15 protein-coding genes, 1 tRNA gene and 2 rRNA genes (1 of these 18 running past the window's edge) are annotated in these 14170 nt (G+C 59.5%); 9 read left to right on the forward strand and 9 right to left on the reverse strand.

Features of this window, described 5'->3' with window-relative positions:
- The 3 genes from QTL98_RS20725 to QTL98_RS20735 all read left to right on the forward strand — a co-directional run.
- A 23S ribosomal RNA gene (locus QTL98_RS20725) occupies positions 1-1374 on the forward strand (it extends 1469 nt beyond the left edge of the window).
- A gap of 118 nt (positions 1375-1492) precedes the next feature.
- Positions 1493-1608: ribosomal RNA gene (gene rrf / locus QTL98_RS20730) — 5S ribosomal RNA — on the forward strand.
- An 81-nt stretch (positions 1609-1689) separates the two neighbouring features.
- A tRNA-Met gene (locus QTL98_RS20735) sits at positions 1690-1766 on the forward strand.
- A gap of 119 nt (positions 1767-1885) precedes the next feature.
- Here QTL98_RS20735 and QTL98_RS20740 read toward each other — a convergent pair.
- On the reverse strand, positions 1886-2155 hold the full coding sequence (locus QTL98_RS20740; RefSeq protein WP_445682726.1) for a helix-turn-helix domain-containing protein: 270 nt from the start codon (positions 2153-2155) through the stop codon (positions 1886-1888).
- Between the two features lie 8 nt (positions 2156-2163).
- Here QTL98_RS20740 and QTL98_RS20745 point away from each other — a divergent pair, with 8 nt between their 5' ends.
- The 5 genes from QTL98_RS20745 (at position 2164) to QTL98_RS20765 (ending at position 6273) form a co-directional block, all read left to right on the forward strand.
- Complete coding sequence (locus QTL98_RS20745; protein ID WP_445682892.1) at positions 2164-3021, forward strand: 8-oxoguanine DNA glycosylase; 858 nt, start codon at positions 2164-2166, stop codon at positions 3019-3021.
- A gap of 474 nt (positions 3022-3495) precedes the next feature.
- Positions 3496-4689: a PfkB family carbohydrate kinase gene (locus QTL98_RS20750; protein WP_445682727.1), complete on the forward strand. Its 1194-nt coding sequence runs from the start codon at positions 3496-3498 to the stop codon at positions 4687-4689.
- Positions 4686-5279 carry a 7-cyano-7-deazaguanine synthase gene (locus QTL98_RS20755; protein WP_445682728.1) on the forward strand — a complete coding sequence of 198 codons (594 nt, stop codon included), beginning with the start codon at positions 4686-4688 and terminating at the stop codon, positions 5277-5279. The genes QTL98_RS20750 and QTL98_RS20755 overlap by 4 nt, the downstream gene beginning before the upstream one ends.
- A complete protein-coding gene (locus tag QTL98_RS20760; RefSeq protein WP_445682729.1) occupies positions 5257-5940 on the forward strand; it encodes a nitroreductase family protein in 684 nt (227 codons plus the stop codon). The genes QTL98_RS20755 and QTL98_RS20760 overlap by 23 nt, the downstream gene beginning before the upstream one ends.
- A gap of 162 nt (positions 5941-6102) precedes the next feature.
- Positions 6103-6273, forward strand: coding sequence for a type II toxin-antitoxin system ParD family antitoxin (locus QTL98_RS20765; RefSeq protein WP_445682730.1), 171 nt, complete (start codon positions 6103-6105; stop codon positions 6271-6273).
- A 46-nt stretch (positions 6274-6319) separates the two neighbouring features.
- Here QTL98_RS20765 and QTL98_RS20770 read toward each other — a convergent pair whose 3' ends face one another.
- The 6 genes from QTL98_RS20770 to QTL98_RS20795 all read right to left on the reverse strand — a co-directional run bounded on the left by QTL98_RS20770 (position 6320) and on the right by QTL98_RS20795 (position 11776).
- The gene (locus tag QTL98_RS20770; protein ID WP_445682731.1) at positions 6320-7087 is read right to left on the reverse strand and encodes an SDR family NAD(P)-dependent oxidoreductase; all 768 of its coding nucleotides are present in this window, start codon (positions 7085-7087) and stop codon (positions 6320-6322) included.
- A gap of 80 nt (positions 7088-7167) precedes the next feature.
- Positions 7168-8163, reverse strand: a complete 996-nt coding sequence (locus QTL98_RS20775) for an ABC transporter permease (RefSeq protein WP_445682732.1) — start codon at positions 8161-8163, stop codon at positions 7168-7170.
- A 100-nt stretch (positions 8164-8263) separates the two neighbouring features.
- Complete coding sequence (locus QTL98_RS20780) at positions 8264-9304, reverse strand: sugar ABC transporter substrate-binding protein (protein ID WP_445682733.1); 1041 nt, start codon at positions 9302-9304, stop codon at positions 8264-8266.
- A gap of 17 nt (positions 9305-9321) precedes the next feature.
- Positions 9322-10113 (reverse strand): ATP-binding cassette domain-containing protein, encoded by a 792-nt coding sequence (locus tag QTL98_RS20785; RefSeq protein WP_445682734.1) that lies wholly within the window; start codon positions 10111-10113, stop codon positions 9322-9324.
- A complete protein-coding gene (locus QTL98_RS20790; protein ID WP_445682735.1) occupies positions 10110-11252 on the reverse strand; it encodes an ROK family transcriptional regulator in 1143 nt (380 codons plus the stop codon). The genes QTL98_RS20785 and QTL98_RS20790 overlap by 4 nt, the downstream gene beginning before the upstream one ends.
- Positions 11253-11386: 134 nt before the next feature.
- A complete protein-coding gene (locus QTL98_RS20795; protein WP_445682736.1) occupies positions 11387-11776 on the reverse strand; it encodes a RidA family protein in 390 nt (129 codons plus the stop codon).
- 78 nt (positions 11777-11854) lie between these two features.
- Here QTL98_RS20795 and QTL98_RS20800 point away from each other — a divergent pair, with 78 nt between their 5' ends.
- Positions 11855-12955 (forward strand): alanine racemase, encoded by a 1101-nt coding sequence (locus tag QTL98_RS20800; RefSeq protein ID WP_445682893.1) that lies wholly within the window; start codon positions 11855-11857, stop codon positions 12953-12955.
- Positions 12956-13012: 57 nt separating this feature from the next.
- On the opposite strand, the gene QTL98_RS20805 is transcribed toward QTL98_RS20800, so the two are convergent.
- Together QTL98_RS20805 and QTL98_RS20810 are read right to left on the reverse strand one after the other, a co-directional pair.
- Positions 13013-13621, reverse strand: coding sequence for a thiamine pyrophosphate-dependent enzyme (locus tag QTL98_RS20805; RefSeq protein WP_445682737.1), 609 nt, complete (start codon positions 13619-13621; stop codon positions 13013-13015).
- On the reverse strand, positions 13618-14118 hold the full coding sequence (locus tag QTL98_RS20810; protein ID WP_445682738.1) for a thiamine pyrophosphate-binding protein: 501 nt from the start codon (positions 14116-14118) through the stop codon (positions 13618-13620). Before QTL98_RS20810 ends, QTL98_RS20805 begins: the two co-directional genes overlap by 4 nt.
- Positions 14119-14170 lie beyond the last annotated feature (52 nt).

The raw sequence follows: 14170 nt of genomic DNA on the forward strand, positions 1-14170 counted from the left end.
CGGTTAATATTCCGTGACCTGATGGAGGTGACGAAGGCTGGACGTTGTCAGACCTTATTGGATTGGTCTGGCAGCCAAGGACTTCCGGGAAATAGCCCCATCATCAAGACCGTACCCCAAACCGACACAGGTGGGCTGGTAGAGTATACCAAGGCGCTTGAGAGAATGGTGTTGAAGGAACTCGGCAAAATACCTCCGTAACTTCGGGAGAAGGAGGCCCGGTTCTTGCGCAAGCAGGGGCCGGGGGCACAAACCAGGGGGTGGCGACTGTTTAGCAAAAACACAGGGCTCTGCGAAGTCGACAAGACGACGTATAGGGTCTGACGCCTGCCCGGTGCCGGAAGGTTAAGAGGAGAGGTGAGAGCTTTGAATCGAAGCCCCGGTAAACGGCGGCCGTAACTATAACGGTCCTAAGGTAGCGAAATTCCTTGTCGGGTAAGTTCCGACCTGCACGAATGGCGTAACGACTGCCCCGCTGTCTCCAACACCAACTCAGCGAAATTGAATTCGCCGTGAAGATGCGGCGTACCCGCGGTCAGACGGAAAGACCCCGTGCACCTTTACTACAGCTTTGCAGTGGTATCAGGGTTCTCATGTGTAGGATAGGTGGGAGGCTTTGAAGTTCGGGCGCCAGCTCGGATGGAGCCATCCTTGAAATACCACCCTTGAGTATCCTGATATCTAACCGCGGCCCGTTATCCGGGTCCGGGACCCTGCATGGTGGGTAGTTTGACTGGGGCGGTCGCCTCCCAAAGAGTAACGGAGGCGTGCGAAGGTAGGCTCAGGCTGGTCGGAAATCAGCCGTCGAGTGCAATGGCATAAGCCTGCCTGACTGTGAGACAGACAAGTCGAACAGAGACGAAAGTCGGTCATAGTGATCCGGTGGTTCCGCATGGAAGGGCCATCGCTCAACGGATAAAAGGTACGCCGGGGATAACAGGCTGATACCCCCCAAGAGTCCACATCGACGGGGGTGTTTGGCACCTCGATGTCGGCTCATCTCATCCTGGGGCTGGAGCAGGTCCCAAGGGTATGGCTGTTCGCCATTTAAAGAGGTACGTGAGCTGGGTTCAGAACGTCGTGAGACAGTTCGGTCCCTATCTGCCGTGGGTGTAGGAGTTTTGAGAGGAGCTGTCCCTAGTACGAGAGGACCGGGATGGACGCACCTCTGGTGTACCGGTTGTCGCGCCAGCGGCATCGCCGGGTAGCTAAGTGCGGAACGGATAACCGCTGAAAGCATCTAAGCGGGAAGCCGACCTCAAAACCAGAACTCCCTATCAGGGCCGTGGAAGACCACCACGTTGATAGGACGGATGTGGAAGCGCAGTAATGCGTGAAGCTTACCGTTACTAATTGCCCGACCGGCTTGTTCACTCCACTCCGTTATACATGCAAGTCCTCCACCAAGAGGCACCCCGCACGGGTTACTCGGATCAAGAAACAACCCTGTTTGCCAGCAAGCGCGCTTGCAAACATCTGTTTGATTAATCGACCTGGTGGTCCTGGCGAAGGCGAAACACCCGATCCCTTTCCGAACTCGGCCGTGAAATCCTTCAGCGCCAATGGTACTGCGTCGTCAGGACGTGGGAGAGTAGGTCATCGCCAGGTCTATCAATCAAACAGCTTCTTCCCTCTTCTAACTCTGCCCGCCCCCCTTCTCCGGCCTCTCCACCAGCACAATCGCACCCCTGCGGGGTGGAGCAGCCCGGTAGCTCGTCAGGCTCATAACCTGAAGGCCGCAGGTTCAAATCCTGCCCCCGCACCCAAATACAAACCCCACCGCTCGTAAAGACGGTGGGGTTTTTGCTTTTATCGGTCCGAGGGTAGATGAGAGAAGCCTTGCCCCAGGTTCGGCCCGGAGCAGCACTGCTGCGCAGGGCCGAAGTTAGCCGCGTAGATATAGTTCCAAGCTATGCATCAGATCTATGCATTTTGATAGAACCTCCCGCAGCCGCGGGTCCGAGGCATGCCCGTCGTGCCTCCCAAGCCAGTCGCTCATTCGTAGCGACATCTTTCTTGTGAGCGTGACGTTTCTGGCCACTATTTTACTATAATGGCCTTGGGAAATTCCCAGATCGCCAGCAACTTCAGCTTGGCTGATCCGCCGAGCTTGTCGAGCGGCCTCCAGTTCATTTATTAGGTCTGTCATTGTCATTGGTCATTATGCAGGGCAATATGCAAAATATGCAAAAAGACATTCAAACATCAACCCAAATGGTGTTCGCTCGGTGTGGCGATGGATATGTCACTCGGGAATTTCCCCCCGCAGACGAAGTCTTGGGGGCGACGAGGACACCTTGGGGAAGAGCGGAAGAAATTTGTACTCCCGCATACTGGGCGGCACAGGCTTGGATGTGGGAAGTTGAAGCGCCAGACCATTACAAGCTTGGCCGGACGCTCGCCGAAGAATTAATGGCATGCATATTGGGGGGATATGGAATTCCCGCAGAGGTCGGCTTAGCTGCTTATGAGCGTTTGAGGAAAGTGCATTCGGTTAATCCCCTCCGCCTGGAGAATGAGGCAGAGGTGTTTAGCCTCCTATCCGAGCCCTTGGTTCTGGATGGTAAAAAGGTGCGATATCGCTTTGCAAAGCAAAAAGCGAAATATATTTCCGCGTCTTTAAGGGGGGTGAAGAGTATAGACCTTGCCGCCGACGATAGATCGCTTCGCGATCAGTTGACGAAACTACCAGGGATAGGCCTAAAAACGGCTTCATGGATCTTAAGGAACTGGAGAGGGAGTGATAACATCTCGATCCTTGATATTCATATACTAAGAGCCGGAAGGATTATTGGTATTTTCCTGCCATCCTGGTCCGTTGAGCGAGATTATCTTCTTTTGGAAAGGGCGTTTCTTGATTTCGCAGACGCACTTTCAGTACGTGCCTCTTTTCTTGACTCGGTTATGTGGATGAATATGCGCCAACTCCCTATGGATCTAGTGCGCGGCCTCGTCGGCTCTCCAAGTTTGGGCCGTGAGGTGGTGGGCGCAAGACAACCTCAGTTGGAGTTTGCACTTTAAGGCGAGAAATTTAGTCCCTTTTTGCTTCTTGAATTGCATGTGGCAGTAGGTTTCTAATCTGTAGCCTTGTGCATAAAGATCGGGAGGGGTCAGCATGTCTGGAAGTGGTGGATCGAGAGACGACTACAGCCCGCCAAAAAGCCCGATCCCAGCTCCTCGTTCTAAGGGTGGCGGAGAGGGCGGGGGCGGCGCAACAGGGGGCGATGATCCGTGCGATATCACCCAGCGTGCGCCGTTAAACAGTCCAAAGCCAGCAATTGTAAACGGGCTGAAGGTCGGAGATATTCTGACAGTCGCTTTGAATGAATCTTCTGGACGGCCGATCCTCGAAGTTCTGGCTGGTGGTCAGCTTGCGGGTGCTCTTACACATAACGGACATTTGCGTCTGGTTGACTGCATCCGACGGGGGCGAGTGTATGTTGCTGAAGTTACCAATGTCAGAGGGGCGGCGGTTGACTTAGAAGTTCGCCCGGCATGATTACAATTGGCGGTGGAGTTTACCAAGAGCGTTGTATCGAACCGTATTGGGACGATGTTTATGGGTCGGCGGGTAGAGCTGCGGCGGCTCTTTCAGGGTTCGGATGTTCCATTCGGTTATATACTTATCGGGCGTTGCCTTTGCTTAGCGGCATCGACAATTTGACCGCTGCATTTGGGACTGAAGTGGTGGGTCCGGAAGTGCCGTCCGGAGTTGAATTCGAATATGTTCATTCGCTCGGCACGCCTAGGATTACACCCCGTCCGGACGCGATTCACCGAGAGCCGGCGATTGAGGTAAGTGGAGACGTCATTCTCCGCTTTGGAATGCTTGAAGGTTCAATCAAGGCTTCTGGTAGGCGGGTAGTTTATGATCCGCAGTCTGCATTTGACCCGAGGCCGTTTCACGAGAACGGGTCCGATGCGGAGCATCTGGCTGTAATTCTGAATCGGCACGAAGGCGAGCGCTTAACTGGTGTCTCAAGGCCTTCAGAGATCGCTACGCTTATCTTCGACCATTGGCGCGCTGATGTCGTGGTGCTCAAGATGGGAGGGCAAGGCGCCCTTGTCGCAGTTAAGGGAATGCAGCCCGTCAGCGTCCCAGCCTACAGAAGCGACAACGTCTGGAAAATTGGCTCGGGCGACGTGTTCTCCGCTGCATTCACATATTTTTGGGGTGTCTGTGAAAAGGCGCCTGTGGATGCTGCGCACCTAGCCTCACGCGCCACTTGTTACTATTGCGGAACAAGGGGGCTGCCAATTCCCACAGAGCAGACCCTAAACTCCATGGCTTTAGCACCTGTTCGACCCAGAGCAGGCAAAGTGTACTTAGCAGCCCCGTTCTTCAATCTTGGTGAGCGTTGGGTTGTCGAGGAGGTTCGGTATCAACTGATACAGATGGGCGTGGCGGTGTTTTCTCCGTTACACGATGTTGGCGTGGGGCCGGGAGAGGTCGTCGCTAAGGCCGATCTCGATGGATTGGATGAGTGTTCGGTTGTTTTGGCTATTTTGAATGGAGGGGACGCGGGAACAATTTTTGAGATCGGCTATGCGATAGCGCAAGGTAAACCGGTTATCGCGCTCGCACAAAATATGCGACCGGAAGATCTCAAGATGCCTTACGGTTCCGGGTGTCGAATATATGAAGATTTGGTAACGGCGATTTACCAGACTGTGTGGGCCGAACCATGAAGGCCCTCCTTCTATCTGGTGGCATGGACTCTATTGCGGTGGCGTTTTGGAAGCGTCCCGAAATAGCCATCACGGTAGACTATGGCCAAAGAGCAGCTTCTGCCGAGATTTCTGCCGCCGCTCAGGTAGCCTCTGAGCTCAACATACAACACGAAGTTTTGAGCATTGACTGCCGATCGATTGGTTCGGGAGACATGTCTGATAATAAAGCATTGGGGATCGCGCCTGTGTCCGAGTGGTGGCCATTTCGTAACCAGCTACTACTGACTTTTGCTTCTGCCAGAGCCCTGGTATTGGGTGCCATTGAGGTTATGACTGGCTCAGTAGCCTCAGATTCCAGTCATATGGATGGTAGGCTCGAGTTCTATAAAACCATTGATGCGCTCACTCGCTTACAGGAAGGGGGCGTCCGCATTAGTGCCCCTGCCTTGTCTATGACAACTGAGGAACTCGTGAGATTTGCTCGTGTGCCTCGAGAGCTGTTGGCATGGGCGCACTCTTGCCATATCGGCAACGCGGCCTGCGGACATTGCCGGGGTTGTCTTAAGCATTATCAGGTGACAAAAAATGTCTTCGGTGAAGCTTATTGATATCGAGCCGTCGCCTAGATCAGCGCCTTTGCAGGCAAGAATCGATAGAAAACTCTCTTACGATGAGATTTTTGAGTTCCCTACCCCACGTAAGCTTCCTTCCGTGGATTTTTCTATGGTTTTGGAGAACAGGAGATCTCTAGTCGGAGAAGCCGTTTCTACGGATGATTTAGGGGATCTGCTATTTCATACTATGCGGAAAAGAAGGGGAGGCATTGGGCGGTTTGGCAGACCTTGGGAAGGGCGTGTTGCTCCTTCGGCAGGCGGTTTGCATCCAATAAAAATAGTGGTTGTGCCGCTTAATAATGAAGATCCGGCGGGATTTTATTGCATTGAGGGTCATTGTCTGAAGAGACCTACGACGACCGAAATTTTTTATAATCGTAATGCTCAGAGCGTCGAAGAGCTTACGTCTGCCACGGCTGGGTTTGCTCTTCAGTTTGTCGCTGACCCGGACGCCTTAACGGCATGCTATGAGAGCTGGGAAAGTCTTCTTTGGAGGGATAGCGGAGCCTTAGCGGCGACGATAAGCCTGATCGCTACAGCGATTGGGTTGGTGACCGTGATTTTGGGTCGGACAGGACGGGACTTGATTTCAGAGGAAAGTTGGGCGAACGGGCTCATAGGTGCAGGTGCCGTTTATGTTGGTCGCCGAAGATGAAAAGGATCTGTTTCCCTATTCAAGCGCTGCTCCCAGTCTTTTACGATTCCTGTTTGTGCCCTCAATTATCGGGAGTGGGGAGTAGGCGCATTCAAGTGAATGACCTTAAATCCTGAATTTCTGGGAACTGGCGCAAAAACCGAATCTTGATTTCCGTAACAAATGACGGTGGGTCGTGTGGTTATGGTCAAACAGGATGAGGCCTACCGCCTCAGGCTCGTGCGTTTGCGGCAGGAGTTGCTGGCCGGTGAGAGAAGCGGCCCTGCCAGAGAATTCGATTTCGATGCCTTTCTGGCTCAAGTGGAGGAAGAAGCCTGCCAGGAGGAACACTAGATGACGATGCATGCTGATCGTTTAGGCCCTGACTGACAGCGTCCCTTCACGGCGGCACCATCCGGAAATCGCTCCCCTCCGGCAGCAGCTGCCCACCGTCCACCACAATCGTCGTGCCGGTGATGTAACTGGCTTCGTCGGAGGCGAGGAACAGGAAGGCGTTGGCGATGTCGCGCGGGCTGCCGAGGCGGCCGAGGGGGATTGCGTCTTCCATGTTCTTGATGAATGCGGGGCCGCGGTGCAGGCGCATGGCCTCGGTGAGGATATTGCCGGGCTCTACGCCGTTGACGGTAATGCCGTAGCCCGCGAACTCCAGCGCCGCGGCGCGGATGAAGCCGTTGATGCCGGCCTTGGTGGCGGAATAGTGCCCGTGGCCGGGGCTCGTCACATGCGGGCCGGTGATGGAAGAGGTGAAGAGAATGCGTCCATAATTCTGCTGGCGCATCTGCGGCAGCGCGGCGCGCGCGGCGTTGAAGGAGCCGCCGAGATTGACGGCGATGACCGAGGCCCAGTCCTCGGCGCTGGTATCCTCAATGAGCTGCCAGGGATAGATGCCGGCATTCTGCACCACGATGTCGAGCCGGCCGTATTGCTCGACGGCCAGCGCCACGGCGGCCTCGGCATCCGCCAGTTTTGAAATGTCGGTGGCGATGAAGGCGGCGCCCAGTTCGTCCGCCGCCGCCTTGCCGCCTTCGGCCTCGAAGTCGGCGATCACCAGCCTAGCGCCTTCTTCTTTAAAGCGCAGGGCTGTTGCCTTGCCGATGCCGCGCGCCGCGCCGATGACCAGCGCCACCTTGTCCTGCAGTCTACCCATTTTTGCAAAACCCTCCCGTTGGGTGCGCCTTCTGCCTTTCCGCCGCTGCTTGAAAGCCCGGCCAGCGCCGGGCGCGCGGCTCAGGCGAGTTTCTGGCGCAGCCTTGTCTTGAACGTGTCGAGCAGCACGGCGGCCAGCACGAGGAAACCGTGGATGACCTGCGTATAGACAGCAGGCAGGCCCATGAGGTTGATGGCGGTGTTGATGGCCGAGAGCAGCAGCACGCCGGCATAAACACCCGGCAGCGCGCCCACGCCGCCCTTGAGGCTGACGCCGCCGATGACGACGGCGGCAAAGGCGTTGAACAGCAGGCCGATGCCCAGATTGGCGGTGGCGCCGGAGGTGCGGATGGCCAGCAGCCAGCCGGAAAGCCCGGCAATCGCCCCGGCGAGCACGAAAGCGAGAATGAGATAGCGCGTCACGCGGATGCCGGCGCGGTAAGTGGCGGTTTCATTGCCGCCGATCATCACCAGATGCCGCCCGAACGGGGTTTTGGCCATGATGACGGAGAACAGCACAAAACAGAGGATGGCGATCCAGGCGGTGAGCGGCAGGCCGATGAAACGCTGTATGGCAAACCAGCGGATGGCCGGCGCCAGATCCTGCGCCGAACGGCCGCCGGAAACCGCCAGCACGATGCCGCGCACCCAGATGTAGGAGGCAAGGGTGATGATGAAGGCATTCATCTTGACCTTCACGATCAGCCAGCCATTGAAGAGGCCGATGAGCCCGCCGACGGCGAGAGCCAGGGCCAACGACACCGGCACCGCCAGCCAGGCCGGCGTGAGCTTGATGCCAAGGCCGATGCCGGCGGAGCAGAAGAGGATGCCCACCGCCATGGCCGAAAGCGCGGCGACGGATTCCACCGAGAGATCCATATGGCCGGCGATGATCACCAGCGCGAGGCCGATGGACATGACGCCCAGCACGCTGGAGGCCTCGATGATGTTGGCGAAGATGCCGAGCTGGAAATAGTTGGGGATGAGTGCCGAAAACACGGCGAGCACAAACACCAGCATGAACCAGACAAGATTATCGAGAGTGAACTCGAGGAGTTTGCGCATCCGTGGCGTCATGCCGTCATCCATCCCGGAAGAGTGAAGGGCCGCTTAAAGACCCAAACAGATGAGGAGAAGAGGCCCGGGCCGGTGGCGGCCCGGGCGAGAGCGGGCTGCCTTACTTGACCGAGGTGATGGTCGCGGTGGGCGGCTTGAGGTTGCCCCAGAAGGCGGGGTTATCGACATTTTCCTTGGTGATGGCGGCGCCGGGGATCTTGATGTTCGGCCCCCAGGCCTCCTTCGTCACCACGCCCTTGAGGCCCAGCACGTCATACTCGCCGGGTTTGATCTCCTCCTTGGCCACCATCTTGTCCATGAACATGGCAATGGCGGCGGCCTGGGCATAAAGCGGCTGCTCGACCTCAACATTCAGCCAGCCCTTGCGGATGAGGTCGAGGCCGACGGGCGCGCCGTTGGAGCTCATCAGCATCACATCGCCCGGCTTCTTGCCGGCCGCTTCCAGCGAGGCGACGGCGGCGACGGAAAGATGGGCGGCGTGGCTGAAGATGAGGTCGATATCCGGGTTGGCCAGCATCTGGTCGGAGACGATGGTGCCGGCGTTGCTGGCTTCCCACTGCATGGCGGGCAGGGAGATGATGGTCACGCCCGGGAAGGCCTTCATCTTCTCCTCAAAACCCTTCTGGATATCGAGCGTGTAGGGGTCGCCCGGGTCACCCAGCACCTGCAGCACCTTGCCCTTTACCTCACCATTCTTCGCCTTCAAGAGCTTTTCCGCCTGATCGGCCGCCACATAGCCGATTTCCACCGTGCCGGCGACGGAGGTGAAATCGGAGACGGTGGAGGTGATCTGGCGGTCAAACTCCGACACCGGAATGCCGGCGGCGCGCGCGGCCTCGATGGAGGGCTTGAGGGCGTTGAAATCGACGGCGGCAAGGATGATCGCCGCGGGTTTCAGCGCGATCACGTCATTCATCTGCGACTGCTGAACGTCGGTCTTGTTATCGGCGTTGAGCGTCTTCATCTCGTAGCCGACCTGTTTCAGGAACATCTCCAGCGCGCTGACCGAACCGGTCTGGAACTCGTCCAGCAGGGTCGGCACGAGGTAATAGACGGTGCCCTTCGTCTCAGCAAAGGCGCTGGAGAAGGTGCTGAGGCCGAACGCCAGGGCGGCGAAAGCGGCCAGGAGTATCCGTTTCACGATCAATCCCCTCCTGTTCAAGCCGGACTTTCCACCGCCCCCATGCCCCCCGCCGCTCCGGCACCGGCGAGGTTCTGACCGGTGATCATCTCGATCACCGCGTCAGGGCTGGTCTTGCTGCGCTCTACATCGCCGGCCACCACCCCCTGGCGGATGACGACGATACGGTCGGCCACCTGAAAGGCCTGCTGCATGATGTGCGTGATGATGATGACGCCAATACCCTGGTCGGCCACCTGGCGGATCATGTCGAGGCCGCGCCGTGTCTGCTCCACGCCAAGGGCGGCGAAGGGTTCGTCCAGCAGCACCAGCTTGCCGCCCCAGTGGACGAAGCGGTTCAGCTCAATGGCCTGGCGCTGGCCGCCCGAGAGATGCTCCACCTTGGTGCGGAGCGACGGGATGCGGGTGCCGGCATTGGCAAGGGCCTTGGCCACCACCGCTTCCATGGCGCGCTCATCCAGAAACGGGATGCCCATGACGCGCCGCGTCAGCTCCCGCCCCATGAAGAAATTGGCAACGACATCCACATTGGTGCAGAGCGAGAGGTCCTGATAGACCGTCTCGATATGGGCGGCCTTGGCTTCGGCCGGGCTGCGGGCGACATAATCCTGCCCTTCGAAGATCATGCGGCCGGAGGTGGGCTCCAGCCCGCCGGAGATGATCTTGACCAGCGTGGATTTGCCGGCGCCGTTATCGCCCAAGAGGGCCACCACCTCGCCCTTGCCGATGGAGAAGCTGACACCCTTCAGCGCCTCGATCGCCCCGTAATTCTTGCGGATATTGTCGAGCACCAGCAGCGGCTCTCTCATGCGTCGATGCCTTTCTCGTCGGGGGCTGCAAACATCTGCCCGTAGCGGGGGGAGAGCACGCCGGAGACGGCAAGCGCGGCGGCGCCGCGCAGCACCGAATGGCGGCAGTCGCTCGCCATGATGATGCGCGGGCTCTCGCGGTCCGGCCGGGCGGCCACGGAGTTGGGAAGACTGGCGCCGGCGGCGGCAAGGCGGGCGATCAGCCCTTCCGGCGCCAGGCCGCCGAGCACGATGGTCTCGGGATCAAACAGGTTTTCGATGGTGCGGATGGCGCCGTGGAAGAGCGGCATCACCCCGGCCACCCAGTCCGCCTCCGAAAGGCCGCTGCGGTAGAAGGCATCGAGCGAGAGATACCGCTCCAGGCAGCCGCGGTTGCCGCAGGGGCAGGGCTCCCCGCCCGGCACGGCCGGGATATGGCCGATTTCACCGGCATTGCCGCGTGCGCCGCGCACCACGGTGCCGTCATGCACCAGCGAGCCGCCAAGGCCGACGCCGAAATAGAGATAATAGTAGTCGGAGAAATCGGCGCCGTGGCCATAGAGCTGCTCGCCGAGCGCAGCGGCGGCCATGTCCGTCTCCAGGAAAGCCGGCAGGCCGGTTTCTTCGGCAAGGCGGCGCTGGATATCCACATGGTTCCACCCGCTCATGGTGGTGGGGCCGACGAAGCTCATGCTTTCAATGCCGACCGGGCCGGGCAGGGCCATGCCGGCGCCGAGCAGGCGGATGTTCCGGTGGCTCGCCTCCAGCTTCGGCACCAGTGTGCGGATATGGGCAAAGGCAGCATCCGGCGTGAGGCCGGGCGCCGAATGCCAGTCACTCTCCAGCACATCGCCTTCCAGATTGACGAGCGCGGTGTGCAGGCCGAGCGGGGTGAGGCTGATGCCGATGGCATGGCCGCCATCGGGATTGAGGGTGAGGGTGGTGGGTGGAATGCCACGCCCGCGCGGCTTTTCCTTGGAAGCGAGGATGTAACCCAGCTCTTCCAGCTCACGCACGATGGTGGAGACGGTCTGCACCGTCAGGCCCACGCCCTCGGCGATCTGGCCACGGGTCACGGGGCCGTTCTGGCGGATCGTCTCCAGCACGATCCGCCGGTTGAACGGCCGGCCGGATTCCTGGTTTGTGCCCCTCAGTGCCATGCTGCCCGCTCGCCCTGTTTGCTCGCGTCAACGGCTTTTTGCCGCTTGTTATGGATAACGGTGCGGCCTGATTTTTATTTAGTCAAATGGTTTTCAAAAAAAGATTGAGCAGGGCCGCGGGCAGGAGTAGCTGGTTAGGGGCGGGCGGATTTGTAGGCGACGCAGTCGATCTCGACCTTGCAGTCCACCATCATCGAGGACTGGACGCAGGAGCGTGCCGGCGGATGTTCACCGAAATAGTCCTGGTAAATCCTGTTGAAGGTCCAGAAATCGCGCGGGTCGTCGAGCCAGACGCCAACCTTCACGATATGCTCGGGGCCATACCCGGCCTCGGTCAGGATCGCCAGCAGGTTGGCGATGGCCTTGTGGGTCTGGGCGGTGATGTTGCCATCTATGATCTCGCCATTTTCCATCGCCACCTGGCCGGAGACATGCAGCCAGCCATCTGCCTCCACCGCGCGGGCAAAGGGCAGGGGTTTGCCGCCGGCGCCGGTCTGGACTGTACCGTAACGTTTGATGCTCATCTCGCGCTTCTTCCTGTTGTTGTTCGGGGTGTTGTTCACGACCTGGTTTTCCAGATTTCAGCCGGAGCATAGATCATGCTGCACAACCGTCCATACGAGATGCTGCCGGCCGTCGGTGACCGGATCGAGGATATCGCCACCCCGCGCCCGGTGATCGACGAGGCGCGGATGGCGGCCAACATCGCCCGCGTTCAGGCCTATATGGACGGGCTCGGCCTTGCTTTCCGCCCGCACATCAAGACCCATAAACTGCTCTCGGTGGCCGCCGCGCAGATCGCCGCCGGCGCCCGTGGCATCAACTGCCAGAAGGTGAGCGAGGCAGAGGTTTTCGCTGGCGCCGGCATCGACGATATCCTCATTACTTTCAATATTTTCGGCGCCGAAAAGCTCGCGCGCCTCGCCGCGCTCAACCGGCAGATTTCCGGCCTCAAGGTGACGGCGGACAGCGACGAGGTTGTGGCCGGCCTCGCCGATGCCTTTGCTGCCGACCGCCCGCTGAAGGTGCTGGTGGAATGCGATACCGGCGGCGGGCGTTGCGGGGTGCAGAGCCCGCAGGCGGCGCTGGCGCTGGCCCGCCAGATCGTCGCAGCACCGGGGCTCCGGTTTGAAGGGCTGATGACCTATCCGAAAGCCGGCATGGGGGCGCAGGTGGAGGCCTGGTTCCGCACCACGCTGGATTTGCTGGCCGGTGCCGGCATTCCCTGCCCCATGGTCAGCAATGCCGGCACCCCCAGCCTCTTTGAGGCGGGCACAACGCCGGTTGCCACCGAATACCGGGCCGGCACTTACGTCTATAACGACCGCGCCATGATGCGGATGGGCCATTGCACGGAGGCGGACTGCGCCATGACCGTGCTGGCAACCGTGGTCTCCCGCCCCGCGCCCGGCCGGGCGGTGATCGATGCCGGGTCCAAGACCCTCACCAGCGACCTGTTCGGTTTTGCTGATTTTGGCCATGTCGCCGGTTATCCGCAGGCGGTGATCCGCAGCCTGTCGGAGGAACATGGGCATATCGACATCTCGGCCTGCGAGGGCGGCTTTCCGGGCATCGGCGAGCGCATCGCCATCATCCCCAACCACACCTGCGTGGTGACCAACATGTTCGACACCATGGTGTTTCATCGCGATGGCATCGTCACCCGGCTGGAGGACGTGGCAGCGCGAGGGCTGGTGTGGTGAGGAGGCAGAATCCCCCGGGGGAGAACGTCCTCGTCCCCCGGGAATAACGTGGAGCAATCAGTTGTGCTCGCTCGGCCCCATGATCACGATGTCTTCGGTGCGCTCGACATGGCGCACGAAGATATATTTGTCTTCGCGGCCATCGGAGTGCTTGCGCTTCAGTTTCGGGGCCACGGCTCCCGTCACCTTGGCGACGATGACGAAGGGTTCGCTGGCGGCGAGGCCTTCGGCGCACAGTCGGTCAAAGGTTTCCAGATCGCGCGCGGTGTGTGCCTGCTTGATGCCGGCGCCGCGGGCGATGGCAGCAAGGTCCACCGTGCCGGAGGCCGTATGTGTCGGCGGACCGCCAATCGACTGGTAACATTCATTATCCCAGATCACGACCAGCAGATTGGCCGGCTTTTCATTGCCGAGCGTTGCCAGGATGCCGAGATTGAACATCATGCCGCCATCGGTATCGAGCGAGACGATACGGCGGTGCGGCAGGCCGACGGCGAGACCAAAGGCCTCCGGCGTCACGCAGCCGAGCTGCTGCTGGAAGAGGCTCGCCTCACGCATATGCGGGGCGGCATTGTACCATTCGTCGACCGAAGCGCCGAGCGAGAGGATGACAAGTTCATCACTCAGCCGTTCGCCCAGTCTGGTCATGCAGTCGAAGCGCTTCATCGCACGATGCTCCCCGACAGGGCGACTGCCGTGTGGTAGTAGCTGGAATAGGCAAGCTCGAAGGCGTCGGTGATGGCACGCTCGATATCTTCTTCGCGGCGCTGGACGCTATAGGGGATGCGCAGGGCCTGGAGCACCGGCTCCATGGTGATGCCGTGCGGCACGGCCCACCAGTTATTCTCCCCGATGTCGCCGCGATAGCTCATCAGCATGACGACCGGGATGCCGGCGCCAAGTCCCATGCGGGCCAGCGGTTCCACGGAAGCGCGCAGGCCGGAATTCTCCATGACAAGGGCGGCGCGTTTGCCGGAGAGGAAAACCCCGCCGCAGATCGCCGCGCCTTCGCCCTCGTTGGTCACGCGGATGGTGCGGATATCGGGATCGGCATCAAGGGCCGGATAAAGCTCCTTGAAGAGAGAGTCCGGCAGGTAACAGACGACGCTTACCCCGGCGGCCTTCAATCCGCGGATAACGGCGTCGACAGCCGTTTTTTTCATGATTGGACATCCTTTCGGGCGGAATGCGGCATACAAAACTCCTTCCGCAAAC

The organism is Radicibacter daui (assembly GCA_030657355.1).
Taxonomy (GTDB): domain Bacteria; phylum Pseudomonadota; class Alphaproteobacteria; order Radicibacterales; family Radicibacteraceae; genus Radicibacter; species Radicibacter daui.

Excerpts from the sequence above, each read along its gene's own strand:
- QTL98_RS20740 (WP_445682726.1), bottom strand. The coding sequence starts at position 2,155 with ATGACAATGACAGACCTAATAAATGAACTGGAGGCCGCTCGACAAGCT.
- QTL98_RS20745 (WP_445682892.1), top strand. The coding sequence starts at position 2,164 with ATGCAGGGCAATATGCAAAATATGCAAAAAGACATTCAAACATCAACC.
- QTL98_RS20750 (WP_445682727.1), top strand. The coding sequence starts at position 3,496 with ATGATTACAATTGGCGGTGGAGTTTACCAAGAGCGTTGTATCGAACCG.
- QTL98_RS20755 (WP_445682728.1), top strand. The coding sequence starts at position 4,686 with ATGAAGGCCCTCCTTCTATCTGGTGGCATGGACTCTATTGCGGTGGCG.
- QTL98_RS20760 (WP_445682729.1), top strand. The coding sequence starts at position 5,257 with ATGTCTTCGGTGAAGCTTATTGATATCGAGCCGTCGCCTAGATCAGCG.
- QTL98_RS20765 (WP_445682730.1), top strand. The coding sequence starts at position 6,103 with ATGACGGTGGGTCGTGTGGTTATGGTCAAACAGGATGAGGCCTACCGC.
- QTL98_RS20770 (WP_445682731.1), bottom strand. The coding sequence starts at position 7,087 with ATGGGTAGACTGCAGGACAAGGTGGCGCTGGTCATCGGCGCGGCGCGC.
- QTL98_RS20775 (WP_445682732.1), bottom strand. The coding sequence starts at position 8,163 with ATGACGCCACGGATGCGCAAACTCCTCGAGTTCACTCTCGATAATCTT.
- QTL98_RS20785 (WP_445682734.1), bottom strand. The coding sequence starts at position 10,113 with ATGAGAGAGCCGCTGCTGGTGCTCGACAATATCCGCAAGAATTACGGG.
- QTL98_RS20790 (WP_445682735.1), bottom strand. The coding sequence starts at position 11,252 with ATGGCACTGAGGGGCACAAACCAGGAATCCGGCCGGCCGTTCAACCGG.
- QTL98_RS20795 (WP_445682736.1), bottom strand. The coding sequence starts at position 11,776 with ATGAGCATCAAACGTTACGGTACAGTCCAGACCGGCGCCGGCGGCAAA.
- QTL98_RS20805 (WP_445682737.1), bottom strand. The coding sequence starts at position 13,621 with ATGAAGCGCTTCGACTGCATGACCAGACTGGGCGAACGGCTGAGTGAT.
- QTL98_RS20810 (WP_445682738.1), bottom strand. The coding sequence starts at position 14,118 with ATGAAAAAAACGGCTGTCGACGCCGTTATCCGCGGATTGAAGGCCGCC.